This is a genomic window from Streptomyces sp. NPDC087845, from assembly GCF_044742755.1.
GTDB lineage: Bacteria > Actinomycetota > Actinomycetes > Streptomycetales > Streptomycetaceae > Streptomyces.
Window position 1 is genome coordinate 245354 of the sequence record NZ_JBIUVC010000001.1, and the last position, 23845, is coordinate 269198.

A 23845-nucleotide genomic window follows, 5' to 3' on the forward strand; every position below is an offset into this window, starting at 1 on the left:
GCACGATGCCGCCCGGCTAAGCTACTTCGCTCGCCGGGCGGCACCAACTGTCCTATCCCGTATCAGATCTGGCCGTCCTCCAGCATTTCGGTCACCAGCGCGGCGATCTGCGAGCGCTCGGAGCGGGTGAGCGTGACGTGCGCGAAGAGCGGATGGCCCTTCAGTTTCTCGACCACGGCCACCACTCCGTCGTACCGGCCGACCCTGAGGTTGTCCCGCTGGGCCACGTCATGCGTGAGCACCACCCGGGAATTCGCCCCGATCCGGGACAACACGGTCAGCAGGACGTTCCGTTCGAGGGACTGCGCCTCGTCGACGATCACGAAGGCGTCGTGGAGCGAGCGGCCCCGGATGTGGGTGAGCGGCAGGATCTCCAGCATGCCGCGCCCCAGCACCTCCTCGATCACCTCGCGTCCGGCGACCGCCGAGAGCGTGTCGAAGACGGCCTGCGCCCAGGGGCTCATCTTCTCGGCCTCGGTGCCGGGGAGATAGCCCAGTTCCTGCCCGCCGACCGCGTACAGCGGGCGGAAGACCATCACCTTCTGGTGCTGCCTGCGCTCCAGGACGGCTTCGAGACCGGCGCAGAGCGCCAGCGCCGACTTGCCGGTGCCGGCCCGGCCGCCCAGCGACACGATGCCGACGTCCTGGTCGAGGAGGAGATCGAGCGCGATGCGCTGCTCGGCGCTGCGGCCGTGGATGCCGAAGACCTCCCGGTCACCGCGCACCAGGCGCACATTGCCCTCGGCGGTGACCCGGCCGAGCGCCTTGCCGCGCTCGGACTGGAGGACCAGTCCGGTGTGCACGGGCAGTTCGGCGGCCTCGGGTACGTACAGCGTTTCCTCTCCGTAGAGCAGGTCCACCTGGTCGGCGGCGAGGGGGATTTCCGACATCCCGGTCCAGCCCGAGTCGGTGATGGCGAGTTCGGCCCGGTACTCCTCGGCGAGGAGGCCGACCGAGGACGCCTTGATGCGCAGCGGCAGGTCCTTGGAGACGACCGTGACGTCGTACCCCTCGGCCTGGAGGTTGCGCGCGACCGCGAGGATCCGTGAGTCGTTGTCCCCCAACCGGTAGCCGGCGGGCAGTACGCCGGGGTCGGAGTGGTTGAGTTCGACGCGCAGGGTCCCGCCCAGATCCCCGAGCGGGATCGGGGCGTCCAGCCGGCCGTAGCGGGTGCGGAAGTCGTCCAGCAGGCGCAGGGCCTGCCGGGCGAAGTACCCCAGCTCCGGGTGATGCCGTTTGGCCTCCAGTTCCGTGACCACGACGATCGGGAGCACGACTTCGTGCTCGTCGAACCGGGCCATGGCGTTCGGATCGGCCAGCAGGACGCTGGTGTCGAGAACGTAGGTGCGCCTGTCGAGCAAGCGGCGCTTTGTGCTGGTCACCACGGAAGGACGTACCCCCTCGGACGAGGTTGGGGTGCGACGGCGTCGCGGAGCATCCCAATGGGAGAGGACGGACCGGGCTGCGGCCCCGATGCACGGGCCGAGCGCCGGCCCTCCGCGTCGGCCGCACTGTATGTACGGTCCTTCGTGTGCAAAGGGCCTCCCGGGCGAGCGGACTCCATGCCGCTCACTTGGACACGACGTCCGCCTGGTTGGCGACCGGACGTCGACCTGTCAGGGGTATTCCCTCGAACACGCGAAGCCATGCCGCCCGGGACGGGCGGGTGAGCTGGGAATGGTGCCTTGAGCACATGGGTCCGGGCACGGGGCCGGGCACACGGAGGGCCTGGCACGCCCGCGGGTCCGGGCACACGGAGCCTGGCACGCCCACGGGTCCTGGCGCACGGGTCCTGGTACACCCACGGGTCCGGGCGTATCACCCGAACGGCTCCGCCCTCGAACGCAGGACGGGCTGGAAAGGGCCGGGGAGCGGCACCGTTCGAGCCCGTCGTGAGAAGGCGGTGTCAGCCGCCGTAGCGGCGGTGGCGGGCCGCGTAGTCGCGCAGGGCGCGGAGGAAGTCGACGCGGCGGAAGGCCGGCCAGAAGACCTCGCAGAAGTAGTACTCGGAGTGCGCGCTCTGCCAGAGCATGAAGCCGGACAGCCGCTGCTCGCCGCTGGTGCGGATGACCAGGTCCGGGTCGGGCTGGCCCCGGGTGTAGAGGTGCTCGGAGATCAGGTCGGTGGAGACGATCTCCGCCAGTTCCTCGAAGGACGTCCCCTTGTCGGAGTGGTCCAGCAGGAGCGAGCGGACCGCGTCCGCGATCTCCTGGCGGCCGCCGTAGCCGACGGCGACATTGACCAGTATCCCGTCGACACCGGCCGTGGCCTGCTCGGCCTCCTTGAGGACGGTCTGGGTGTGGGCGGGCAGCAGGTCGAGCGTGCCGACGTGGTGGACCCGCCAGCGTCCGTCCGCCGCGAGGTCGCGCACGGTGTTCTCGATGATGCCGAGGAGCGGCGTCAGCTCGGACTCGGGCCGGTCGAAGTTGTCCGTGGAGAGCAGCCAGAGGGTGACGACCTCCACGTCGGTCTCACTGCACCAGCCGAGCAGCTCCTGGATCTTGACCGCGCCGGCCTGGTGCCCCTGCGCAGCCGTGCCGCCGGACGCCTTCGCCCAGCGCCGGTTGCCGTCGAGGATGACACCGATGTGCTTGGGCACCTGGGTGTGGTCGAGGCGGGCCTCCACCCGGCGCGCGTAGAGCCCGTACACCAGGTCGCGCAAGTTCACTGAGTTCACCTCTCGGTTCTGTGCGGGCCCGCCCGCCCCAACGCCCGGGGGCCGGGGTCGCCCCCTGGGGATCGCCGCACTGTTCCGCAGAGTCCATCGCCCCGCCGTGCCGTGGCAGTCCCCGAAGCCGCCACACTACTGCGCGGGCGGCGCACCGGCCCAACCCGGCCTGTCACAAGTCCGTGATAAGGAGAGAAACGTGACTGATTCTCCTCTCTCCTACCGGGCCGCCGGTTCGCGCTACGACTCCATGGAGTACCGCCGCACCGGCCGCAGCGGCCTCAAGCTCCCGGCCGTTTCCCTCGGCCTCTGGCACAACTTCGGCGACGACCGCACGCTGGACTCCCAGCGGGCGATCCTGCGCCGCGCCTTCGACCTCGGGGTGACCCACTTCGATCTGGCCAACAACTACGGGCCGCCGCCCGGCTCCGCCGAGCTCAACTTCGGCACGATGTTCCGGCAGGACTTCGCCCCGTACCGGGACGAGCTGATCATCTCCACCAAGGCCGGCTACGACATGCACCCCGGCCCCTACGGTGAGTGGGGCTCCCGCAAATACCTGCTCTCGTCGCTCGACGCCTCGCTGAGGCGGATGGGGCTCGACTACGTCGACATCTTCTACTCCCACCGCTTCGACCCGGACACTCCGCTGGAGGAGACGATGGGGGCGCTCGCCTCCGCCGTGCGGCAGGGCAAGGCGCTGTACGTGGGGGTCTCCTCGTACAACGCGGAGCAGACCGCCGAGGCGGCCCGGCTGCTCAGGGAGATGGGTGTACCGGCCCTCATCCACCAGCCCTCCTACTCGATGATCAACCGCTGGATCGAGGACGACGGGCTGCTCGACACCCTGGAGGCGGCCGGCATGGGCTGCATCTCATTCGTGCCGCTCGCCCAGGGGCTGCTCACGAACAAGTACCTGACGGGCATCCCGGCGGGGTCGCGCGCCACCCAGGGCAAGTCCCTGGACCCGGGCCTGCTCTCCGAAGAGGTGCTCCGCCGGCTGAACGGGCTGGACGACATCGCTCGGCGGCGCGGCCAGTCACTCGCCCAGCTGGCACTGGACTGGGTGCTTCGCGACAGCCGTATGACGTCGGCGCTGATCGGCGCTTCGAGCGTGAAGCAGCTGGAGGAGAACGTCGCGGCGCTCGCCGGGCCGCCGCTGTCCGCCGAGGAGTTGAAGGAGATCGACACCTTCGCCGTGGACACCGCGGGAACCAACATCTGGGCCGGACGGAACTGACGGGAAGGGCCTGCGCGAGGCCGGTACGCGGTCGGCGCTCGGGCCTCACCCGGGCCGGAACAGCCCGGCCACAAAAAACGGGCCGGTCCGTGGGGGGGGATACGGACCGGCCCGAGGGGGGGTTTCCACCATAACCCTTCGTAAGTGATGCTGCGTGCCACGCCACTCCACAATTACTCTCCGAATTCACCGGACTCCGGTGCGAGCACGGCGCGCGGTCGACGGTCAGTGGCCCCGACCGGCTTCACACAGCCGGTTCCTTCGAGGTATCTGCCGTGCGCCTCGCCCTTGACGAGCCCGTTGACCACCCCGTCCAGGGACCCCCGCACCCCCGCGCCGGCGAGAGCCTCGGCCGCACGTCTCGCAGAGGTCATGGGCCGAGTAGAGGGCCGGGACGTGCTGCCGCCGGCCCTCTACGTGGTCGCCGGTGCGCCGCGGTGGCCGCGGGTGAAGCGGATGGTCACGGTGTCGCCGCCGACGACCACGAAGCGTCCTCCCTCGCAGCGGATGACGGCCTCGTGCACCTCGCCCCGCCCGTCCCTGCGCTCCTCGGTGCGGGTGACGGTCCAGCCGCCGTCGGGGGGCTGCGGCAGGTTCGACACGGTGGTGAACTCCCACTGCCCCGCCGGTACGCACCAGTCGGGCAGCCGGGGCCAGGCGCCGGGGCCGACCCGCAGGGTTCCGTCGGAGGCGCAGGTCAGGAGCACCGACTGGCCGTCCGCCAGCAGGAATTCGACCGCCTCCGGCTCACCCACCCGCCCCTCCGGCCGGTAGAAGACGCCGAGCACTCCGACGATCCGTGCGCCTCTGAGCCAGTCGGCCCTGCCCTGCCGCGGGACACGCGGCGCCTCGTCTTCGTTCCCCACCCTCATGGCCGGTTCCCTCCCCATGCGCTCACCGTCCAGGGTCGCACCCTTCGGACGAAAGCAGGGGGCATGTCCTACTCCGGTTTGCGGGCCTCGACCAGAAATCGGGTGGTGTGGGCGACGAACGGCCCCTCGGTCTCGATCCGGCGGTGCAGTTCGGCCAGTCGCGGCCGGTACTCCTCGACGGTGAAGCCCGGCACCATCCAGATCACCTTCCGCAGGAAGTAGACGACGGCCCCGACGTCGAAGAATTCGGTGCGCAGCCGCTCCATCCGCAGATCGACCACGTCGAGTCCGGCCGCCTCGGCGGCGACGCGCGCCTGCTCCGGGTCGCGGCCGCCGCGCACCTCGGGCGGCTGCGGGCCGAGGAAGTACTCGACGAGCTCGAAGACGCTGGCCGGGCCGACCTGCTGCGAGAAGTACGTGCCGCCGGGGGTGAGCACCCTCGCGATCTCCGCCCACCAGGTGGTCACCGGATGCCGGCTGACCACCAGGTCGAAGGCGTGGTCGCCGAACGGCAGCGGCGGCTCGTCGGCGTCGGCGACCACGGCCGCGCCGAGCGGGTGCAGGAGGGCGGTGGCGCGGGCGATGTTCGGCGGCCAGGACTCGGTGGCGACCGTGAGCGGCGGGAGCTTCGGTACGGAGGCGAGGACCTCGCCGCCGCCGGTCTGGATGTCGAGCGCGGCCCTCGCCCGTCCCATCCGGTCCGCCATGGCGCGGGCGTAGCCCCAGGAGGGGCGCTGTTCGGTGGCCCGGCCGTCGAGCCAGGAGAAGTCCCAGCCGTCGACGGAAACGGTGGCGGCCTCCTCGACGAGTGTGTCGAACCGTGCGCGCTCTGCTGCCTCTGCGGGTGCTCCGGACATACGGGAATGGTGTCAGCCGGGCAGTGCCCTGCGCGACCTCAATACGGGCGCGGGCGTACCGGCGCGGGGCGGGTGCCGTCCGTCCTCCGCCCGGTGGCCGGGCGGGCAGCCGGTCAGGCGGGCAGCTGGTCAGGCGGTCAGGCCGCCGAGCAGCAGGCCCAGCAGCGCGCCCGAGATCATGAACGGTCCGAACGGGATGCCGGTCTTGCGCCCGGCCCTCTTCAGGACCATCAGCCCGAACCCGTACACCGCACCGAGCAGGAACCCGGCGAATCCGCCGGCGAACACCACGGCCCAGCCGTACCAGCCGAGGGCTGCGCCCAGCGACAGGGCGAGCTTGACGTCTCCGAAGCCCATTCCGTTCGGGTTGATGAGGAAGAGCAGGAAGTAGAAGGCGCCGAGGGCCGCTCCGCCGAGCAGCGCGGACAGCCAGGATCCGCCGTGCTCCGGGAGCAGCGCCGCGACGCCCAGGAGTACGGCGACCGCCCCGGCGGCGGGCAGGGTCAGCCGGTCGGGCAGGCGGTGGACCCGGCGGTCGATGGTCGCGAGGAGTACGCCGACGGGGGCCAGCAGCAGCCACACCACGAGCTCGGGCCGGAGACCGGTGCCCGCCGCGAGGACGGCGCAGGCGAGCGCGGTGACGACGGGGACGAGGACGCCGGGGGCGTACCGTGCCGCGGGCCGCGCGAGGTCCTCCCCGGTCTCCGGGCCTCCCGGCTCGCCGCCCGCGGGGACCGGCACCGCCGCGCACGGGGCGCACCGGGTGGAGCCGAGCCAGCCGCGTGCGGCCCCGGTCAGGGCGTGGCCCGCGGGGCAGGTGTCCCGCCAGGCGTCCTCCGGATCGACGGAGAACCGATAGGCGGCGCGCGGGACCAGCAGTCCGGCCGCTGCGCCCCAGAGTGCGGCGAACACTGTCAGCATGGCGTACACGGAGCAGACCTTAGGCGGGTGCCGGGACACGGGTCCATGGGTCCTGGGGCCCACCGCGTACCGTTCCGGACCCAGCGGCCGTCACCGGACGCTACCGTCTGGGCCATGGCTCAATGGCGTAATGGGAATGGGACGTTGACGGTCACCGATCCGCAGGGAGGGCAGGAGCCGGAGATACCGCTGCGGATCGCGGCCACATACCGGGCCAGGAGCCGGGGACTGCTCGGGCAGGACGGGATCGACGGCGCCCTGCTGATCACCCCGTGCGGGAGTGTGCACACCTTCCGGATGCGGTTCGCCATCGATGTGGCGTACCTGGACCGGAAGTTCAAGGTGGTCGCCGTCCACACGATGAAGCCGGGCCGGCTCGGGATGCCCCGGCTGCGGGCCCGTCATGTGATCGAGTCGGAGGCCGGGGCGATGGCGAAGTGGGGGCTGCGGCCGGGGGCGAGGGTGCGGATCGCCCAGGCGGAGGAGGGCCGGGGCTGAGGTGCGGGCGGCGTTGCGGCATCCTCCGCATGGTTTTCCCCTCCGCCGTTCTGTTGTGCGCGGCGGCTGTCAGGGGGTGTCGGTGCCGGCCGTCAGCCACTGCGCGGCGGCCGCCAGCAGCGACGTCACGCCGACTTCGACGGTGGGATCGACGGCCGGGGCGAACAGCGGCGAGTGGTTGCCGGGGATCTCGGCGGGGATTCCGTTCTCCAGCAGGGCGTCGGGGTCGACGTCCTTGAACGCGGCGAGATCAACGCCGCCGAAGCACCAGAAGACCGAGGGGACTTGGAGCTCGGTGCCGAAGATCCCGAAGTCCTCGCTGCCGGTGAGCGTATGGGGCAGGGTGAAGACGTACCCCTCTCCCAGGGCCTGGGAGAGTGCCGCCTGGACGGTGGCGGTGGCCTCGTGGTCGTTGACGGTCACCGGGAAGGCGTTGAAGTCCGCGATCTCGGGTTCCCCGGGGGCGCCGGAGGCGGCGGCCTCGGCGCGGACGATCCGCTTGACGGCCGCCAGGACCCGTTCGCGTACCGCCGGAGTCGTGCTGCGGATGTTGATCCTGAGGTCGGCGGTGTCCGGGATGATGTTCTCCTTGGTGCCGCTGTGGATCGAGCCCACGGTCACCACCGCCTGCTGTTCCGCCCCCACTTCCCGGGAGACCACCGTCTGCAGCCGCATCACGATCGCGGCGGCCATCACGACCGGGTCCACGGTCGTCTCGGGCATCGACCCGTGACCACCCCGCCCGAACAGCCGCACCCGCACGCTGTCGGAGGCGGCCATCACCGGACCGGGCCGGGTGCCGACGAAGCCCGCGGGGATGGGCCCCACGTGCTGGCCGAGGCACACCTCGGCGCGCGGGAAGCGCTCCAGGAAGCCGTCGTCGATCATGACCGAGGCTCCGCCGATCTCCTCGGCGGGCTGGAACACCGCGACGACCGTGCCGCGCCAGGCGTGCCGGTTGGCGGCCAGCAGGGCGGTTGCGCCGAGCAGGCAGGTGACGTGCATGTCGTGGCCGCAGGCGTGCATCACCGGGACCTCGTTGCCCTCCGCGTCCACCGCGGTCCTCGTGGACGCGTACGGGAGTCCCGTCTCCTCCCTCACGGGCAGTGCGTCCATGTCGGCACGGAGCAGCACCACCGGGCCGTCGCCCGCGGTGAGGACGCCGACGACACCGGTTCCGCCCACCCCTTCCGTGACGTCCCAGCCCTGCTCCCGGAGCCGGGCGGCGACGATCCCCGCCGTACGGACCTCCTGGAAGGAGAGCTCCGGGTGGGCGTGCAGATCCTTGTACAGGGCGCGCAGTCCGGGCAGTTGGCCGTTCAGTCCGGAAAGCAGCGAAGTGGCCGAGGCGGTCATGAGAGCTCCAGTACGAGAGGGGTACGGCGTGCGGTGGAAGCGAGGAAGGACGGGGTGTCCTGAGGGGTCGCGACGGCCATGACCGCTGCCATGACCGCGCCCAGCGCGAGGAAGGCGAAGGCGGCCTGGAAGGAGGGGGTGTCCGCAAGGACGCCCATGACGGGCGGGGCGGGGGCGGCCATGACAGCGGCCCGTCCGCCGAAGACGATCACCTCGCCGACCGTGCGGTTCGCGGCCTCGGAGCGCGGGATTCGCGGGCGCGGAGCAGGCACGGCACTCCTCTCTCCAGTGGCCGATACTGAGTGTCGGCCGGAAGTGCCCCTACGATCCGGCCTGTGCGTGAGGGAGGACCGAAAATGCCGGAAAGCGTCGTCGGCTCACCGGAAGCACCGGATTCCGGCGCACGGTTCTCGGAGCTGGATCTCGCCCTCGTCGACGCACTCCAGGCGGCGCCCCGCGCACCGTGGACCCGTATCGGCCGGGCGCTCGGTGTGGACGCGACGACCGCGGCCCGCCGCTGGGAGCACCTGCGCGCCAACCGCCTGGCGTGGGTCACCGCCTACGACGCCCCGAAATCGGCCACGGTCGCCTATGTCGAGGTGCGGTGCCGGCCCAGTTCCCTCGAAGCGGTCAGCGCTGCCCTGGCCGAACTGCCGTGGGTCTTCAGCATCGACGAGACCGCCGGGGACTTCGATCTCTTCCTGTCCGTCGCCGCCACCGACCTGCCCGCGCTCGGCCGGTCGGTCCACCGCACCATCGGCGGGCTGCCGGGGTTGCGCTCCACCCGTACCCGGCTCGGGATCACGCTCTACGGGGAAGGCGGCGACTGGCGGATCCGGGCGATGGAACCGGCCGGCCGCGCCACGCTCTCGGCTCCGCGCGCCGCACGGCAGGCCACGTACAGCACGGACATGCACGACGGGCCGTCCCCCGAGGACCGGGCGTTGATGACCGCGCTCGGCGGCAACGGGCGGCTCGGCTACACCGAGCTCGGCGCCGCGACGGGGATGAGCGAGCACACGGCCCGGCGCCGGCTCCAGCGTCTGATCCACCACGGCGACGTCAGTTTCCGCTGCGACATCGCCCATCCCCTGGCCGGTCTGCCGGCCATGGTGATCTACCGGGCCGCCGTCCCGCACGCCCACCTCGCACACACCGGAAACGCGCTGGCGCGCATGGAGCAGGTCCGTATGTGCGTCTCCGTCAGCGGACCGCACAACCTCCTGGTCGTCGTCTGGCTCCACGGCCTGAACGCCATCGGCCCGTTCGAGACGCTGTTGGCGGAGCGCTTCCCGGCGCTGGAGGTCAAGGACCGCACGGTGGCACTGCACTCCCCCAAGCGGATGGGCTGGCTCCTCGACACCCGGGGCCGCGCGATCCGCCGCGTCCCGCTGGACGTACCCCGGTCCTGACCGGACCGCCTGTCCTGACCCGGATTGTTTGGCCTGACCCGGGCCGCCCGCTCGCCCCGGACCGTTTCTACGGCGGGCCGGAGCCGAGCAGCGTCCACGCCCCGTAGGCCGCCGAAGCCACCGCGAGCACGGCGACCACCGTCACCGTGCGGGCCGTGGTGCGCAGCCGCAGCAGCGCGACGGCGGGCGGGAGGAGCAGGGGGAACGCGGGCATCATCAGCCGCGGCCTGGACCCGAAGTACCCGGAGCCGATCAGCGAGATGACGACGACGGCGACGCAGTAGGCGAGCACGGGGAGCGGCTGGCGCTGCCGTACGCACAGGAACACCACCCACCCCAGGCCCGCCAGCGCCGCACACAGTCCGAGCGCGGCGGGCAGCGGCAGCCCGAGGATGAACGAGGCGAGCGCCACGCCTCCGTCGATGCTGTTGCCCCACTGCGCCTGGACGTCGAAGTACGCGAACGGGCTGCCCTGCCGTACGGCGACGAACACCACGTACGCGAGCCAGCCGAGCGGCGCGAGCGCGGTACCGATCAGCATCCGCGCGTTGCGGCGGACGAGGCCGTCCGTCCGGCCGGCCCGGTACTCCCGTACGAGCGCGACCGCGGCGGTGATCGCGAGGGCGGCGATCAGCGCCGCGGCGGAGGGCCTGGTCAGCCCGGCGAGCACGCACAGGGTGCCTGCCACGATCCAGCGCCGGGTCAGCACGGCGTACAGCGCCCAGGCGGCGAACGCGGTGAACAGGGTTTCGGTGTAGGCCATCGACTGGACGAACGCCGTCGGGTACACGCCCCACAGCGCGGCCAGCACCACCCCGGTCCGGCGCCCGTACAGACGCGCCCCGACGGCGAAGATCCCCCAGGCGGCGAAGAGCGCGGCAACCCAGGCGACCAGCAGTCCGGCGCCCGCGAGGGAGAGCGGGGTCAGTTCGGCGACCCCGCGTTCCAACGCCGGCAGCAGGGGGAAGAAGGCCAGGTCGGGGTGGACGCCGCCGTTCGGGAGGACGGCGGTGTGGCCGTAGCCGTTCTCGGCGATCCGCTGGTACCAGACGGAGTCCCAGCGCTCGGCGAGGAGGTGGAAGGCGCTCTTCCCGGCGCCGGACGCCGCGGCGGCGAAGACGGCGAGACCGATCAGGCGTACGGCGGCGTATGCCCCGAGGGCCGGGGCCGCCGCCGCGAGAGCTGCGGTGAGGCGACCACGGGCGGAGGACCGCGAGGGCCGGGGCGGCTGCGTTCGGGGGCCGCGCTGCCGCACGAGCCGCTGTGCGGGGGCGGTGGCCTGGGCGGCCGGTACGTCGTCGGGCATGCTGCCGATTATCTCCGCGGCGGATGGCCCGGCCGCCACGGGCGGCGGAGCGTACGGGCTGCGAAGCTACGGGCGACAGAGCCACGGGCGACGGGGTTACCGGCGGTGCGGCCACCGACTGCGAAGCCACCGGCGGGCTGAGCCACCGGCGGGCTGAGCTACGGGCGGAGTTTGGTGCGGGAGAGCGGCAGGGCGGGGGCGATCGACCAGAGGACCTCTGCCTCGTCCTCCCCCGGGTTGTCCCAGGCGTGCGCGGCGCGGGCCGAGAAGGTCGTCGAGTCGCCGGCCTCCAGGAACCGGGGCTCACCGTCCACGCTCAGCCGCAGCGTGCCGCGGACCAGGTAGGCGAAGACGGTCTCCGCCTCCAGGCTGTACGCCCCGCCCGAGCCGCCGCCGGGCCGCAGGATCGTCCGCATGACCTGGACGTGCCGTTCCTCGGCCGGTGTGAGGAGGAACTCCTCGATCCCGTGCCCGCCCATCTCCAGCTTGGCGCCCAGGCCGCCCTTGACGATGTCCTGGTCCGGGTAGTCGAAGAGCGCGGCGATGCCGGTGCCCAGCGCCTCGCAGATACGGATCAGGGTCGGGACGGAGACCGAGGTCTTGCCGCGCTCGGCGAGGCTGACGAACCCCTTGGTCACGCCCGCGGACTCGGCGACCTGAGCGAGTGTCAGCCCCTGTGCCAGGCGGAGCTCGCGCAGCCGCGGACCGATCGTGGACATGTGGCTGTCAGGGGCTTCGGACATGGCGGACACGCTACCTGCCGGAGAGGTCACGGTCAGTGGCCGGGGACAAACGCAGGTCAGAAGGGTCTTTACCCATCGAGTTTAGTGCTGTAAAACTTTGACGAAAGTTTAATGGCGCTAAACAAGGCGCCCCGGTGGACCGCTGATCCGCCCACCCCGGTGGACCGCCGTGCCGTCCGCCCCGGTGGACCGCCGATCCGCCCTCCCCCTCCCCTGCCCGTCCCGCACCACCCGAGGAGTAAGCCGATGAGCTCCCCGTCTTCCCCCGCGAGCACCGCACGCACCGTGCGCGGCGTCGTCTTCCGCTCCCCCGGGCAGGAGGTGACCGTCACCGACGTCACCCTGGCCCCGCCCGGCCCCGGAGAGGTCGAGGTCGCCGTCGCGGCGGCCGGTGTCTGCCACTCCGACCTGCACGTCATCCGCGGCGAGTGGGACCACCCCACCCCGGTCGTGCTCGGACACGAGGGCTCGGGTGTGGTCACCGCGCTCGGCGAGGGCGTCACCGGTCTCGAACCCGGCGACCACGTCGTCCTGTCCTGGGTTCCGTCCTGCGGCACCTGCCGCTTCTGTGTCTCCGGGCGCCCGGCCGCGTGCAGCCTGGTCGCGGAGGTCGTGGCGCCCGGCGGGGTGCTGTACGACGGCACCAGCCGGCTCTCGGTCGACGGCGAGCGGGCCCACCACTACCTGGGCGTCTCCTCGTTCGCCGAGCGTGTCGTGGTCCCCGCCTCCGGCGCGGTCAAGGTGCGCAAGGACGCGCCCCTCGATGTGATCGCGCTGGTCGGCTGCGCCATCGCCACCGGTGTCGGCGCGGTCCGCAACACCGCGGGGGTCGAGGCCGGGGCCACCGTCGCCGTCATCGGCTGCGGCGGCGTGGGCCTCTCCTGTGTGCAGGGCGCCCGGCTGGCCGGGGCCGGCCGCATCGTCGCCGTCGACGTCGTCCCCGAGAAGCTGGAGCTGGCCCGCAGGCTCGGCGCGACGGACGCGGTCGACGCCCGGGACGGCAATGTCGTCGAGGCGCTGCGGGCCCTGGTTCCGGAGGGCCTGGACTACGTGTTCGACGCCATCGGCAAGATCGAGACCACCGAGCAGTCCATCGCGGCGCTCGGTCAGGGCGGCGCCGCCGTCATCGTCGGCCTCCCGCCGACCGGCCGTACCGCACGCTTCGACCCGCTCGCGCTCGCCGAGGCGGACCAGCGCATTCTCGGCTCCAACTACGGCTCGGTCGACGCCGCCCGCGACATCCCGGATCTGGTGGACCTCGTGGTGTCCGGTGAGCTCGATGTGGAATCGATGATCTCGGCGCGGCGCCCGCTGGACGAGGCGGGCGACGCGCTGGCCGACCTCGCCGCCGGCCACGCCCTGCGTCAGCTGCTGATGATGGAGGACCGGACATGAGCACCGCCGGAAAGCAGGCCGCGCCGGGGAAGCCGGCCGACGGGCTGGCCCACCGCTCCGTCTCCACGTTCGAGGTCGGCGCGCAGAGCGTCGCGAACGTCGCGCCCAGCGCCGTCATCGCGTTCGCCCCCGCCAGCATGGCCGCGTCCGCGGGCAACGGCGCCTGGTTCTCGTTCTTCCTGGCCATGGCGGCCGTCCTCGCGATCGCGTACTGCATCTGCGTCTTCGCCCGCAGGCGCGCCGGGGTCGGTTCGCTGTACGCCTTCTCCCGGCTCTCGCTCGGGGCGCCCGGCTCCTTCGTGACCGGCTGGGCGCTGCTCATCGGGGCGGTGTGCATCGGTTCGGGTTCGCTCGCGGGCGCCGGCTACTACACGGCGCGCGCCCTCGACCAGATCGGCATCGGGATCTTCACCGGGATCACCGGCCAGATCCTGCTCGATGTGCTGCTGGCCGCCGTCGCGATGCGGCTGACGATCGCCAGTGTGCGGACGGCGGCCCGGGTCGCCTCGGTGCTGGAGGTCGTGTCGATCGTCCTGATCGTGGTCGTGCTGCTCCCCGCCTTCTTCAAGAGCGGGAACATCATCGACACCGACCAGCTGAGCCTGAGCGGTTCCACCCTCGACGGCATCGTCTTCGCCGTGGTGCTGGGTGTGCTCGGCTTCGTCGGCTTCGAGGGCGCCGCCTCGCTCGGCGCCGAGGCCACCGACCCGTACAAGGCGATCCCCCGCTCGGTGATGGGCAGCGCGATCCTGGCCGGTGTGCTCTACATGTTCGCGACGTACGCGCAGGTCGCCGGGTTCGGCGGGGCGGACGCGCTCGGGAGGAGCTCCGACCCGATGGACGAACTGGCGGAGATGTCCGGGCTGGGCTTCCTGAAGTTCTTCCTGCACGCGGGCTTCGCCGCGTCGTTCGTGGCCGTGGTGATGGCCTGCATCACCGTCGCCGCCCGGCTGCTGTTCGGCATGGCGAAGGAGGGGGTGATGCCGGCCCGGCTCGGTGTCGCCCACCCGCGCCACCGCACCCCGTCCGCCGCGATCTGGACCATCACCCCGTTCGTCGTCGTCCCCGCGGTGCTCGTGGTCGGCGCCGGGACCGCGCCGCTCAACGCGACGTCGTACATCGACACCATCGGCGTCTTCGGCTACATGCTCAGCTACACCCTGGTGTGTCTGGCCGCGCCGCTGTTCGTACGCCGGATCGGGGCCCGCGGCCTGCTGCTCACCTGGGGCCTCGGCCTGATCGGGGCCGCCGCGATGGTCTACGTCTTCTACCGCAACCTGTGGCCGGTCCCCGAGTGGCCGCTGAACGTGCTGCCGTACGTGTTCGTCGGCGCGCTGGTCGTCGGTGTCGTCGGCTTCGCCGTGCTGCGGATCCGCAGGCCGGAAATCGCCCAGCGCGCGGGAACGTTCGCGGACGACCTGGACTGACTCCCGTACCGCCTCTCCCCGATGCCCGGTCCCGCACGCGCACCCGCGCGTACGGGCCGGGCACCGTACGTCGTTGGGCCCGACTTTGGGGCCAAGGGCCCAGGTCACCCGGCTCGTACACCCGTACGCTCACCCTCACACCCGCATCGCTGAACTGCGGGCACAGGCATGTCGAGTGGGCGTCGGAGAGGAAGAGCCGTGACTGGTGGCGGGGGCTGGGAAAGCGGAGGTGCGGGCCACATACCGCCGGGAAGCGGGGGTGGTTCCCGTGCGAGCGGTGGCGTGTTCTTCGCCCTGACCCGTAGTTGGGCCGCCGGTGCCCTGGTCTACATCGCCGCCGGTTATCTGGTGTCGCGCGGGCTCGTCGAGATGCTCGCCACCGACGACCGGCTCGCGAGCTTCGGCTGGCGCCTCGGGCTGCTGCACGTGCCGAACGTCATCACGACCGTGCTCACGGTCCTGGCGTCGGCCCGCGTCCTGCCCGACGAGCAGCGCGAGTCCCGGCCGCTGACCCTGCTCGCCTCCCTGGGTGTGCCGCTGGCCGCGCTCGCCTACGGATTCGCCGTGTCCTGGCATCTCGTGTCCCTGGAGGGCGCGTTGATGCCGGTTGTCACACTGGTGACCGGTTCGGCCGCGGGACTGGCCGTCGACCGGCTGCTGGACGACCGCGACGACGAGCCGGCCGCGGCTCCGTACCACCCGTACTCCTGGCGGGACGGCGGAGCCACCGCCCTGGAGTACCTCGGGGTGATCGTCCTCGTCGTCACGATGATCGGCGCGATGGCCATGGCGGGGGTCGGCGGGCAGATCGGCGAACGCATCCGCTGTGCGATCAACTCGCTGGGCGGCGGCGGTGGCAGCTGCTCCACCGGCGGCGGGGACACCACCGCGAAGCCGAAGACGGACGCCGACTACGAGCCCAAGATGTGCCAGGTCTCCAGCATCTCCGACACCGTCGGCGACAAGGTCAAGATCGGCTGGTTCGAGTGGGGCAACGAGTACGGCTTCCAGCAGAAGGTCAGCCAGGCCAAGACGGATGTGAACAACGACGGCAAGGTCGACGAGAACGACAAGCTGGTCTACATGACGTTCACCGACGCGGCCTCGGCTGGTGCCACCGCCAGCACCCCCGGCATCAAGCTCGGCAAACTGGGCAAGGCCGACGTGGACGTCGGCGGCGGCATCAAGATCACCAACGGTGACACCTGGGTCTTCAAGAGCGAGGAGGACGCCAAGAAGATGCGGGACGACATCGAGGAAATGAAGATGTGGGAGACCTCCACCAAGTACAGCGGAGGCTACGGCGGCGGCTGGTACTCCGGGATGAAGTGGGCCGACAAGAAGAAGGACGTCGAGAGCAAGATCGGCGACAAGAAGATCTCGTACTCGACCATCGGCCTCAACGCCTACGCGGACGGCGGCCTCTCCATCAGCGCGGGTGACGAGACGAAGCTCGGTGCCAAGCTCGGCGGCAAGGCCAAGTTCTCCCCCGAGGTGACCGTCACCAAGGACGACGTCAACGGCAACGAGTCCTACACGTACACCGCCAAGCTCGAACTGGAGGGCAAGGTCAGCGGTTCGGCCGGTCCGCTCGGCGGCACGGCCGCCGCGAAGGACAACCGGACCGGGGCGATCACCGTCACCCGCGACCAGAAGACCGGCAAGATCGTCCGCATCGACATGACCCAGACCGTCGAGAACGGCTCGACCTCCCACAAGGGCGACATCAGCGGCGACAACGGCGAGAAGGGCAAGGACAAGCGCGGCGGCAAGGTCAGCGGCTCCGACTCCTCCGGCGAGACCGGCATCGAGGTCCTGACGAACTCCATCGTCTTCGGCAAGGACACCGACAAGGCCACCGAGGACAAGCGGGCCGTGGCCGAGCAGTGGCTGAACGGCTCCGGCAACAACACCGCCCCGTTCGAGTACATGTTCGGCGACCACTCCATGCAGCAGAAGCCCGCCGGCACCGACCCGTTCGACCAGCTGATGTTCCAGGACGGGCTGTCGAGCACCATGAAGTACCACGGCGAGACGGACGCCCAGGAGTTCGGCTTCGAGGTGTCGCTCGGCATGAGTCTGGGGTTCTCCATCTCCGACGAGCACAAGAAGGAGACACTGACGGACGCGCAGTTCCTCGGGGCTCCGCAGGGCGACAAGCGGGCGTACCTTCCGTACAGCTACTGCGCGAAGTAGCCGCACGGACGGGTACGGCTATGGCATACGGCACGGCACGCGGCAACCACGCACGACGAAGAGGCGACAGGCGATGACGACGACGATGAAGATGTCCCGGGCAATCGGCGCAGCTGCTGCCGCCGCCATCGGCCTCACCCTGCTCACCGGCTGCGGCGGCGACGCCGCCGCGGTTCCGGAGGGCTGGGGCACGCTCGACACCAAGAGCCTCTCCGTCGGCTACCCCGAGAACAAGGGCTACAAGGAGCAGTCGGCGGCCGACCGTACCAAGGCCAACGCCGCCGTCGCGCTCAAGGAGGAGGGCGGGCTGCGCACCGGCATGGTCTCCGTGCAGCTCGATTTCGCCACGGGGGTGGACGACGCCGGTGAGGCGGCGGCCGCGGCGGGCGCCGGCATCGGTCTGGGGGCGACCCGGAAGGAGACCTCGGACGTGCGGCTGGCCGGTGCGGAGAGCGGCCGCGAGGCGCGCAGGATCGACTACGAGTTCACGTCGAGCGGCAAGGAGCGGACCCCGGCGCCGGGTACCCCGATGACGGGCGTCGTGGTGGCGGGCGTCGATTCGAAGCACGTGCCGTTCGCGGTCCGGATCAATGCGGTGAAGGGCTCGCTGAGCTCGCGGGACCTCGACGCGTTCGTCGATTCGATCACGGTCAAGTAGCGGTCGGGCGGCTTCGACGACTTCAAGGGCCCCAACGGCCCCAACGGCCTCCACGGGCTTCACGGCTTCACGGCTTCACGGCTTCAGGCAGTTTCGAGTAGCTTCACACAGCGGATCAGAGGCGCGCGTTCATGCAGATCCTGCCCGGTGGCACGGCCACGTTCCTGCTCCTGTTCGGCCTGTTCTGCGGCGCGTTCGCGATCCGGTCGGCGCTGCGGCTGAACCGGGTGCTGCGGCTGGTCCGGCACGGCGAACACGCCGAGGGCCGGTGCGCGGACCGCCGGACGGTCGACCGGGGGCCGGGCACGGACCGGAGTCACGTCACCGAGTACGTCTTCGCGTTCCGTACCCGCGACGGCCGCCACATCGAGTTCACCGACCATGCCCCGGGCCCGTTCGGCTTCGAGGTCGGGAGGCCGGTCCGGGTCAGCTATGACCCGGCGGACCCGGCGAAGCGCGCCACGGTGGCCGGGCCGGGGGCGTGGGGGCCGGTGGTGATGCCCGTGGTGTTCGCTGCCGTGCTGGGAGTGTTCGCGGTCGGACTGCTGCTGGGGTTCGCGGCGATGCGGGGGTGGCTCTGAGCGGGAGGTACCGGTGCCCGCGTGCGGTGTGTGCCGTGCGCTCGTGTGCCGTGTGCGTGTGTGCCATGCGCTCGTGTGCCGTGTGCGTGTTTGCCGTGTGCCGGACACCGGCGGTCGTCGCGGAGACCGGAAAGCTGGAAGGCCGGGAGGCGGGAAGACCGGAAGCCGTCCCGCCAGCGGTTGTCGGGGACCGCGCCGCTACCGGCTGGGGACCTCGCTCCCGAACAGCATCCACGGCGATTCGTCGAACGACGCCACCCCGGCCAACTGCGGCTGGGTCGCGGCGATTTCGTGGCGCACGGCGAGCGTGTCCGGCCAACTGTCGAAGTACGTCGTCCCATTGATGACGACACCGCTCCAGTCGGTCGCCGCGGAAGCGCCCTCCCGGTCGACCACGAAGCCGATGCAGAGCACGGAAGCCCGCCCTATCGCCTCCCTGATCGCCCGCGCGGCCACCTCCTGCTCGTCCCGCGCCAGCCGCCCGAATCCGAATTCGAGCGCGACGACCCCGTCCCCCATCCGCCGGACGCGCGCGGGAACATCGGTCCCGCTGTTCACCCACAGCAGGAAGTCGACCCTGTCGATCCGCTGCAGGCCGGCCAGGAGCACGAGCTGCTCCCTGGTCACCCACGAGGGAGTGCCCCAGGGGTCCGGGCCGGGGCCGAGAAGCGTGACCCGTCGCGTGACGGGGTGGCTGAGCCGCAGCCCCGCCGCGTCGAGATCGCCGAAGAGCGACTCTGCGTCCGGGCGGCTCCAGCCGAGGTGGTACGAGTAGAAGAAACCGTCACTCATCGATACATCACCCCATGGAACGGATACAGGTGGAGCGTGCAGATCAACGTGCGTATGGGCGCGCCGGACGGACGCCCGTGACGGGCGCCGGTCAGGGATGCTCACGGTTGGTCACGTACGAGCGTAATGAGCCCGGCCTGTCCGGGCTTGGGCCCACGGGCCCAGGCGCGGGCCCCAATGAGCGGTGCCCGTGGGCCGGGCGCCGGGGATCCGCAATTGTCTGAAAGGCATCGTCGAGCCGCTGCCGCGGGCCGCGAAATCGAAACGATAACCCTGGAACACCTCCCCCTTCTAGCGTCCCCGACAACAGCTGCCGCGCGTCCGTGTGCAGCTCGGAACGGGGGAAACACATGGAGTTCAGCATCCTCGGCCCGGTCGAGGCTTCCGTCGGCGGCACCGACATACCCCTCGACGGAACCAAACAACGCACCACCCTCGCAGCCTTGTTGTTGGCTCATGGGCATATGGTCACCGACGACCGGCTCAGCGCGCTGCTGTGGGGCTGGGAGCCGCCGGCCACGATGAGCGCGCAGATCTACACGTACATCTCCCGGCTGCGCAAGCGGCTCGGACCCGGGATCCGGCTGGAGCGGCGCGGACCCGGGTACTGGCTCGACATCGGACGGTCGGGTTTCGACTGGGCCGAGTTCGAGCGGCTGGCCGGGACGGGGACACGGGCCCTCACCGACGGGCGGTTCGAACAGGCGGCGCGGGACCTGCGGGACGCGCTGGCGCTGTGGAGTGCTCCCGCGCTCTCCAACACCACCGACTACCTGGGTGAGATCGAGCTCCCCCGGCTGGAGGAGGCCTACATGGCGGCTCTGGAGAGCCGCATCGAAGCCGACCTGGCCATGGGCTCGCACACCGCGCTGGTGGCCGAACTGACGCCGTTGGTGGCCCGCCATCCGCTGAGGGAGCGGTTGCGCGCACAGTTGATGACCGCCCTCTACCGCAGCGACCGGCAGGCCGAGGCACTCGCCGTCTACCGCGCCGGACGGCACACACTGCGCGAGGAATTGGGGATCGACCCGGGTCGGTCCCTGCGTACGGTGCACGACGCCATCCTCACCGGGGAGCTGACCGGGCCCGCCGCGGCCACCGCCGTGCTCTCCTCGTCCTCGCGCAGCTGGAACGGACTCGTGCCCGCGATGCTGCCGCCGGACGTCACCGACTTCCACGGCCGCGAGGAGCAGCTCGCCGAGGTGACCGCTCTGCTGCGGCCGCACACGGCGGGGCCGCACCGGGCCGTGATCACCGGTATGCCGGGCATCGGGAAGTCGGCGCTCGCCGTGCACGCCGCCCAGCTGAACCGCGATCACTTCCCCGACGCGCAGCTGTACGTCGATCTGCGCGACGCGCAGGGCCGGCCGAAGAACCCGTACGAGGTGCTCGGCTGGTTCCTGCACGCGCTGGGCACCGCGGAGGCCGATCTGCCGGCTTCGCTCGACGAACGCAGCCAGCTGTACCGCAGCCGACTGGCCGGACTGCGTGCGCTCGTCGTGCTCGACAACGCGCAGGACGACCGCCAGACGAGACCGCTGCTGCCCGGCGGGCGGCTGTGCCGCACGATCATCACCGGGCGCAGTCCGTTGGGCGGTCTGGAGGGCATTCGGCTCGTCCATCTCGGGCTGCCCGAGCAGGGCGAGGCCATCGGGCTGCTGTCCCGGCTGGTGGGGGCCACGCGCGTGTCGGCGGAGCCCGAGGCCGCGCTGCGGATCGTCGAGCTCTGCGACCGGCTGCCGCTGGCACTGCGGGTCGCCGCCACCCGGCTCGCCGCCAACCCCCGGTGGCCGCTGTCGCGGCTGCTGGGCCGCCTCGTCCGGGAAGAGCACCGGCTGAACGAACTGCGGCTCGGTGGTCTCGATCTGCGGGCTTCCCTGCGGCCCGGGTACGACGCGCTGGACGAGACCTCCCGGCAGGCGTTCCACGGGCTGGCACTGGGGTGTTCCGCGGAGCTGAACGCCCGCGAGGCGTCCGGTGCGCTCGGTCTGTGCGAGGAGCGGGCCGAGGAACTGCTGGAGGCGCTGGCCGATGCCCGGCTGATCGAGGTCAGCGGGGTCGGGACCGATGAGCGGCTGCACTACCGGTTCCTGTCGCTGGTGAGGCTCTTCGCTCAGGAACAGGGGCACGTGTCCCCATCGCGCGTCCCGCCCCGCCGGTCGCGGGACCTGCGGCGCCCGTCCTGCCCGTGACATCTGGAGGACCCCGGCCCGCGTCGGGCGATGACACGTCGGCGACGCCCCTGTGGCGGCAGGGGCGTCCCCGGCGTGTCAGGACCAGCCGTGCAGGCGCAGTATCAGGCGCTTGACCTCGGTGGCGTGGTAGCGCTGCTGTGTCTGCGTCGGGTCCGAGCAGAGCAGCATCGGGGCGTCCTGGCCGTCGTCGGGGAGCCGTCCGTGACTGCCCCGTACACAGTGGGGGTCGATCGGTACGACCGTCATCGGCGCTCGCATCCCCGCCTTCTTCCGCAGCAGTGTCAGGGCCGCCTTCGCCTTGATCATCGGATCGGCGGGGTCGAAGAACAGCTCGGCCGGGTCGTAGCCGGGCTTCCGGTGGATCTCGACACCGCGGGCGAAATCGGGAGCGAGGGCGTCGTCCAGCCAGTAGTAGTACGTGAACCAGGCGTCCGGCTCCGCGACCGCCACGAGTTCGCCCGCGTTGGGGTGGTCGATCCCGAAGTCCGCCTGCTGGACGCGGTCGAGTACCAGGTCGACGCCCTCGGTGGCCTTGAGCGCGTCGCGCACCCGTGGCAGATCCGCGGGATCGGCGACGTACACATGCGCGACCTGGTGGTCCGCGACCGCGAAGGCCCGCGAGGTGTGCGGGTCGAGGTACTCCATGCCGCGCTGGACGTAGACGGAGAGCAGGCCCTCGCGGCGCAGAGCCCGGTTGATGTCGACGGGCCGGTGGACGGGCGCGATGCCGTATTCGCTGAGCGCGACCACTGTGGTGCCGCGGTCCCTCAGATCGTCCAGGAGCGGGCCGAGCGCGGCATCCGCCTCCCGCGCCGCGCGCACGGCCTGCGGGCTGTCGGGGCCGAAGCGCTGCAGGTCGTAGTCGAGGTGCGGGATGTAGATGAAGGTCAGGTCGGGGCCGCGGCGGTCCAGGACGTAGCGGGAGGCCTGGGCGATCCAGCGGGTCGAGGCCAGTCCGGCGGTCGGCCCCCAGTAGTGGAAGAGCGGGAAGTCACCATGCAGGGCGGCGAGTTCGTCCCGGAGTCCGGCCGGCACGGTGTAGCAGTCGGGCTGTTTGCGGCCGTCGTAGTGGTAGACGGGGCGCGGGGTGATGACCGTGTCGACCTCGGCCCCCATCGCCCACCACCAGCAGAGGTAGGCGGTGGTGTGGTCCGGATCCCTCTCACGGGCCGCGTGCCAGACCTTCTCGCCGTACACCAGGGCGTTGTGCTGGCGCCACATGAGCACTTCGCCCTGGTCCCTGTGGTACCAGCCGTTGGCCACCGCTCCGTGGTCATTGGGCAGGCTGCCCGTGGTCAGTGATGCCTGGACGGTGGCGGTGACGGCCGGGAAGACCGTGTCCAGAGCGGCGGCGAAACCCCGTTCGCCGACGGCCCGGAGATTGGGCATGTGCGGCAGCAGCCGCGCGGTCAGACCGACCGTGCACAGCACGGCGACCTTTCGGCGTCTTCCGGTCATCGACGGCGCTCCTCACGCGGGGGGTGGTGTGGCCCTTGGGCAGCCGGAACCTGTGAACCGGCCGGGCCCCTGAGACCGAGTGCGGCCAGCTCCGCACGGGTCCAGTCGAGTTCTGCGGCAATCCCCGCGACGAGCCCGTCGCGGCCGGCCGGACGGCGCTCCTTCGGCAGAACGGTCCAGGTATAGGTCTCCACCTCGACGTGGTCCGTGAGGGCACGCCCGCCGGCGAACAGGGTCCGCAGGGTGGCCCGCAACTCCGGCCTGGTGCTGCTCAGCGGTGGAGCGGGCTCGGTGTGCAGGGGTACGTGGTAGTGCACCCGCCACGGGGCACGCCCCGGCAGCCCGGTCTCCTCGGCCAGCGCCTCGTCGAGGTCGTCCCGGGCCTGCGGCGCGAGTACCGGCTCCCGGCCCCCGGGGGCGGAGCCGCCCGCCCGCTCCCTCGTCTGGTGCAGGAAGCGCGGTTCCACGAACGTCCTGAGCGCGGCACGGACCTCCGGGTCCCGCGGACGGTCCGCGCACAGGGCCGCGGACGCCTGGAGCTTGACCAGCGGCACCCCGTGAGCGGCCAGTTCGGACACGGCGTCGTCCGCGCTCTCGTGGGCCACGGCGAGGTGGCAGGCGTCCAGGCACAGCCCGATCCGCTCGTGGTCGGTGCCGGCCAGGGCGGCGGCGGTCTGCCGCACGGTCTCCGTCACGCAGCCGGGTTCGGGTTCGACGGCGACCTTGATGGTCCGGCCCGTGTCGGCCTCGATCCGTCTCAGCCCCGCCGCCAGCAGGTCGAGTTGGCGCAGGGCCGCCTCGTGGCGGTCCGCGGGCCAGGGGGTCCGCCAGCCGAAGGGAAGCGTCGAGATGCTGCCGCGTGCGGCGTCCTCGGGCAGCAGCGCGGCGAGCACCCGCGCCAGGCGCAAGGTGTGGGCGAGCCTGCGCGGGTCGGACCAGTCGGGGGCGTACACGGCGTGTTTGACGACCGGGTCGTGGAAGCCGCGGTAGGGAAAGCCGTTGAAGGTGACCGTCTCCAGGCCCCGGGCCCGCAGTTCGGCACGCAGCCGGGCGAGGGCGGCCGGGTCGGAGTCGAGCACGTCGGCGGTCGAGTGCGACAGCCAGAGGCCGAGCCCGAGCGTGTCGGCGCCGAGCCGTTCCCGTACCGGAAGGGCGTAGTCGTCGAGTTGTGCGGTGATGCCGGGCAGGTCCTCGGCCGGGTGCACGTTGGTGCAGTAGGCGAGGTGGACGTCGGTGCCGTCGGGGTGCTGGAGTCTCACGGTCGTACCGT

At 71.5% G+C, this 23845-nt stretch carries 22 protein-coding genes; 9 read left to right on the plus strand and 13 right to left on the minus strand.

The genetic code is table 11. The features are described from left to right. Nucleotides 1-62: 62 nt before the first annotated feature. Together ACIOMQ_RS01085 and ACIOMQ_RS01090 are read right to left on the minus strand one after the other, a co-directional pair. Complete coding sequence (locus tag ACIOMQ_RS01085) at nucleotides 63-1385, minus strand: PhoH family protein (RefSeq protein WP_362200120.1); 1323 nt, start codon at nucleotides 1383-1385, stop codon at nucleotides 63-65. Between the two features lie 521 nt (nucleotides 1386-1906). Then, nucleotides 1907-2668: an isoprenyl transferase gene (locus ACIOMQ_RS01090; RefSeq protein WP_362200117.1), complete on the minus strand. Its 762-nt coding sequence runs from the start codon at nucleotides 2666-2668 to the stop codon at nucleotides 1907-1909. Nucleotides 2669-2867: 199 nt separating this feature from the next. Between ACIOMQ_RS01090 and mgrA the strand changes: the two genes are divergently transcribed. Further along, nucleotides 2868-3908, plus strand: a complete 1041-nt coding sequence (gene mgrA, locus ACIOMQ_RS01095; RefSeq protein WP_401938066.1) for an L-glyceraldehyde 3-phosphate reductase — start codon at nucleotides 2868-2870, stop codon at nucleotides 3906-3908. A gap of 173 nt (nucleotides 3909-4081) precedes the next feature. Here mgrA and ACIOMQ_RS01100 read toward each other — a convergent pair whose 3' ends face one another. From ACIOMQ_RS01100 to ACIOMQ_RS01115, 4 genes are all read right to left on the minus strand, one after another. Beyond that, nucleotides 4082-4282 carry a hypothetical protein gene (locus ACIOMQ_RS01100; protein WP_362200111.1) on the minus strand — a complete coding sequence of 67 codons (201 nt, stop codon included), beginning with the start codon at nucleotides 4280-4282 and terminating at the stop codon, nucleotides 4082-4084. Between the two features lie 39 nt (nucleotides 4283-4321). Then, on the minus strand, nucleotides 4322-4780 hold the full coding sequence (locus ACIOMQ_RS01105) for a hypothetical protein (protein ID WP_362200108.1): 459 nt from the start codon (nucleotides 4778-4780) through the stop codon (nucleotides 4322-4324). Between the two features lie 68 nt (nucleotides 4781-4848). After that, nucleotides 4849-5637 carry a class I SAM-dependent methyltransferase gene (locus ACIOMQ_RS01110; RefSeq protein ID WP_362200105.1) on the minus strand — a complete coding sequence of 263 codons (789 nt, stop codon included), beginning with the start codon at nucleotides 5635-5637 and terminating at the stop codon, nucleotides 4849-4851. 129 nt (nucleotides 5638-5766) lie between these two features. Then, nucleotides 5767-6558 (minus strand): A24 family peptidase, encoded by a 792-nt coding sequence (locus ACIOMQ_RS01115; RefSeq protein WP_362200934.1) that lies wholly within the window; start codon nucleotides 6556-6558, stop codon nucleotides 5767-5769. Nucleotides 6559-6672: 114 nt separating this feature from the next. Here ACIOMQ_RS01115 and ACIOMQ_RS01120 point away from each other — a divergent pair, with 114 nt between their 5' ends. Next, entirely contained in the window at nucleotides 6673-7056 is a 384-nt protein-coding gene (locus tag ACIOMQ_RS01120) for a DUF192 domain-containing protein (RefSeq protein WP_401985451.1), read from the plus strand. 69 nt (nucleotides 7057-7125) lie between these two features. Here the strand turns inward: ACIOMQ_RS01120 and ACIOMQ_RS01125 are convergent, their stop codons facing one another. Next, nucleotides 7126-8412, minus strand: a complete 1287-nt coding sequence (locus tag ACIOMQ_RS01125) for an amidohydrolase (RefSeq protein ID WP_401261387.1) — start codon at nucleotides 8410-8412, stop codon at nucleotides 7126-7128. Then, nucleotides 8409-8684, minus strand: a complete 276-nt coding sequence (locus ACIOMQ_RS01130) for a hypothetical protein (RefSeq protein WP_362200096.1) — start codon at nucleotides 8682-8684, stop codon at nucleotides 8409-8411. Before ACIOMQ_RS01130 ends, ACIOMQ_RS01125 begins: the two co-directional genes overlap by 4 nt. 84 nt (nucleotides 8685-8768) lie before the next feature. Between ACIOMQ_RS01130 and ACIOMQ_RS01135 the strand changes: the two genes are divergently transcribed. Next, nucleotides 8769-9824 (plus strand): Lrp/AsnC family transcriptional regulator, encoded by a 1056-nt coding sequence (locus ACIOMQ_RS01135; RefSeq protein WP_402187480.1) that lies wholly within the window; start codon nucleotides 8769-8771, stop codon nucleotides 9822-9824. A gap of 67 nt (nucleotides 9825-9891) precedes the next feature. Here ACIOMQ_RS01135 and ACIOMQ_RS01140 read toward each other — a convergent pair whose 3' ends face one another. Further along, the gene (locus tag ACIOMQ_RS01140) at nucleotides 9892-11130 is read right to left on the minus strand and encodes a hypothetical protein (protein WP_362200090.1); all 1239 of its coding nucleotides are present in this window, start codon (nucleotides 11128-11130) and stop codon (nucleotides 9892-9894) included. Between the two features lie 158 nt (nucleotides 11131-11288). After that, nucleotides 11289-11873, minus strand: a complete 585-nt coding sequence (locus ACIOMQ_RS01145) for an XRE family transcriptional regulator (protein WP_362200087.1) — start codon at nucleotides 11871-11873, stop codon at nucleotides 11289-11291. Nucleotides 11874-12119: 246 nt separating this feature from the next. Here ACIOMQ_RS01145 and ACIOMQ_RS01150 point away from each other — a divergent pair, with 246 nt between their 5' ends. The 5 genes from ACIOMQ_RS01150 (at nucleotide 12120) to ACIOMQ_RS01170 (ending at nucleotide 18130) form a co-directional block, all read left to right on the plus strand. Then, a complete protein-coding gene (locus ACIOMQ_RS01150; RefSeq protein WP_362200084.1) occupies nucleotides 12120-13268 on the plus strand; it encodes a Zn-dependent alcohol dehydrogenase in 1149 nt (382 codons plus the stop codon). Further along, the gene (locus ACIOMQ_RS01155) at nucleotides 13265-14695 is read left to right on the plus strand and encodes an APC family permease (protein WP_402187483.1); all 1431 of its coding nucleotides are present in this window, start codon (nucleotides 13265-13267) and stop codon (nucleotides 14693-14695) included. The genes ACIOMQ_RS01150 and ACIOMQ_RS01155 overlap by 4 nt, the downstream gene beginning before the upstream one ends. A 198-nt stretch (nucleotides 14696-14893) precedes the next feature. Further along, nucleotides 14894-16891: a hypothetical protein gene (locus ACIOMQ_RS01160; protein WP_401261394.1), complete on the plus strand. Its 1998-nt coding sequence runs from the start codon at nucleotides 14894-14896 to the stop codon at nucleotides 16889-16891. Nucleotides 16892-16964: 73 nt separating this feature from the next. Further along, complete coding sequence (locus ACIOMQ_RS01165) at nucleotides 16965-17549, plus strand: hypothetical protein (protein ID WP_402187485.1); 585 nt, start codon at nucleotides 16965-16967, stop codon at nucleotides 17547-17549. Nucleotides 17550-17680: 131 nt separating this feature from the next. Continuing rightward, nucleotides 17681-18130, plus strand: coding sequence for a DUF3592 domain-containing protein (locus ACIOMQ_RS01170; protein WP_362200075.1), 450 nt, complete (start codon nucleotides 17681-17683; stop codon nucleotides 18128-18130). 198 nt (nucleotides 18131-18328) lie between these two features. Here ACIOMQ_RS01170 and ACIOMQ_RS01175 read toward each other — a convergent pair whose 3' ends face one another. Beyond that, nucleotides 18329-18922, minus strand: a complete 594-nt coding sequence (locus ACIOMQ_RS01175) for a hypothetical protein (RefSeq protein ID WP_362200072.1) — start codon at nucleotides 18920-18922, stop codon at nucleotides 18329-18331. A gap of 350 nt (nucleotides 18923-19272) precedes the next feature. On the opposite strand from ACIOMQ_RS01175, the gene ACIOMQ_RS01180 reads away from it, so the two are divergent. Further along, nucleotides 19273-21114, plus strand: coding sequence for a BTAD domain-containing putative transcriptional regulator (locus tag ACIOMQ_RS01180; RefSeq protein WP_402187488.1), 1842 nt, complete (start codon nucleotides 19273-19275; stop codon nucleotides 21112-21114). Nucleotides 21115-21192: 78 nt separating this feature from the next. On the opposite strand, the gene ACIOMQ_RS01185 is transcribed toward ACIOMQ_RS01180, so the two are convergent. Together ACIOMQ_RS01185 and eboE are read right to left on the minus strand one after the other, a co-directional pair. Next, nucleotides 21193-22575, minus strand: a complete 1383-nt coding sequence (locus ACIOMQ_RS01185) for an alkaline phosphatase family protein (RefSeq protein ID WP_402187490.1) — start codon at nucleotides 22573-22575, stop codon at nucleotides 21193-21195. Beyond that, a complete protein-coding gene (gene eboE / locus ACIOMQ_RS01190) occupies nucleotides 22572-23834 on the minus strand; it encodes a metabolite traffic protein EboE (RefSeq protein WP_401261401.1) in 1263 nt (420 codons plus the stop codon). Before eboE ends, ACIOMQ_RS01185 begins: the two co-directional genes overlap by 4 nt. Nucleotides 23835-23845 lie beyond the last annotated feature (11 nt).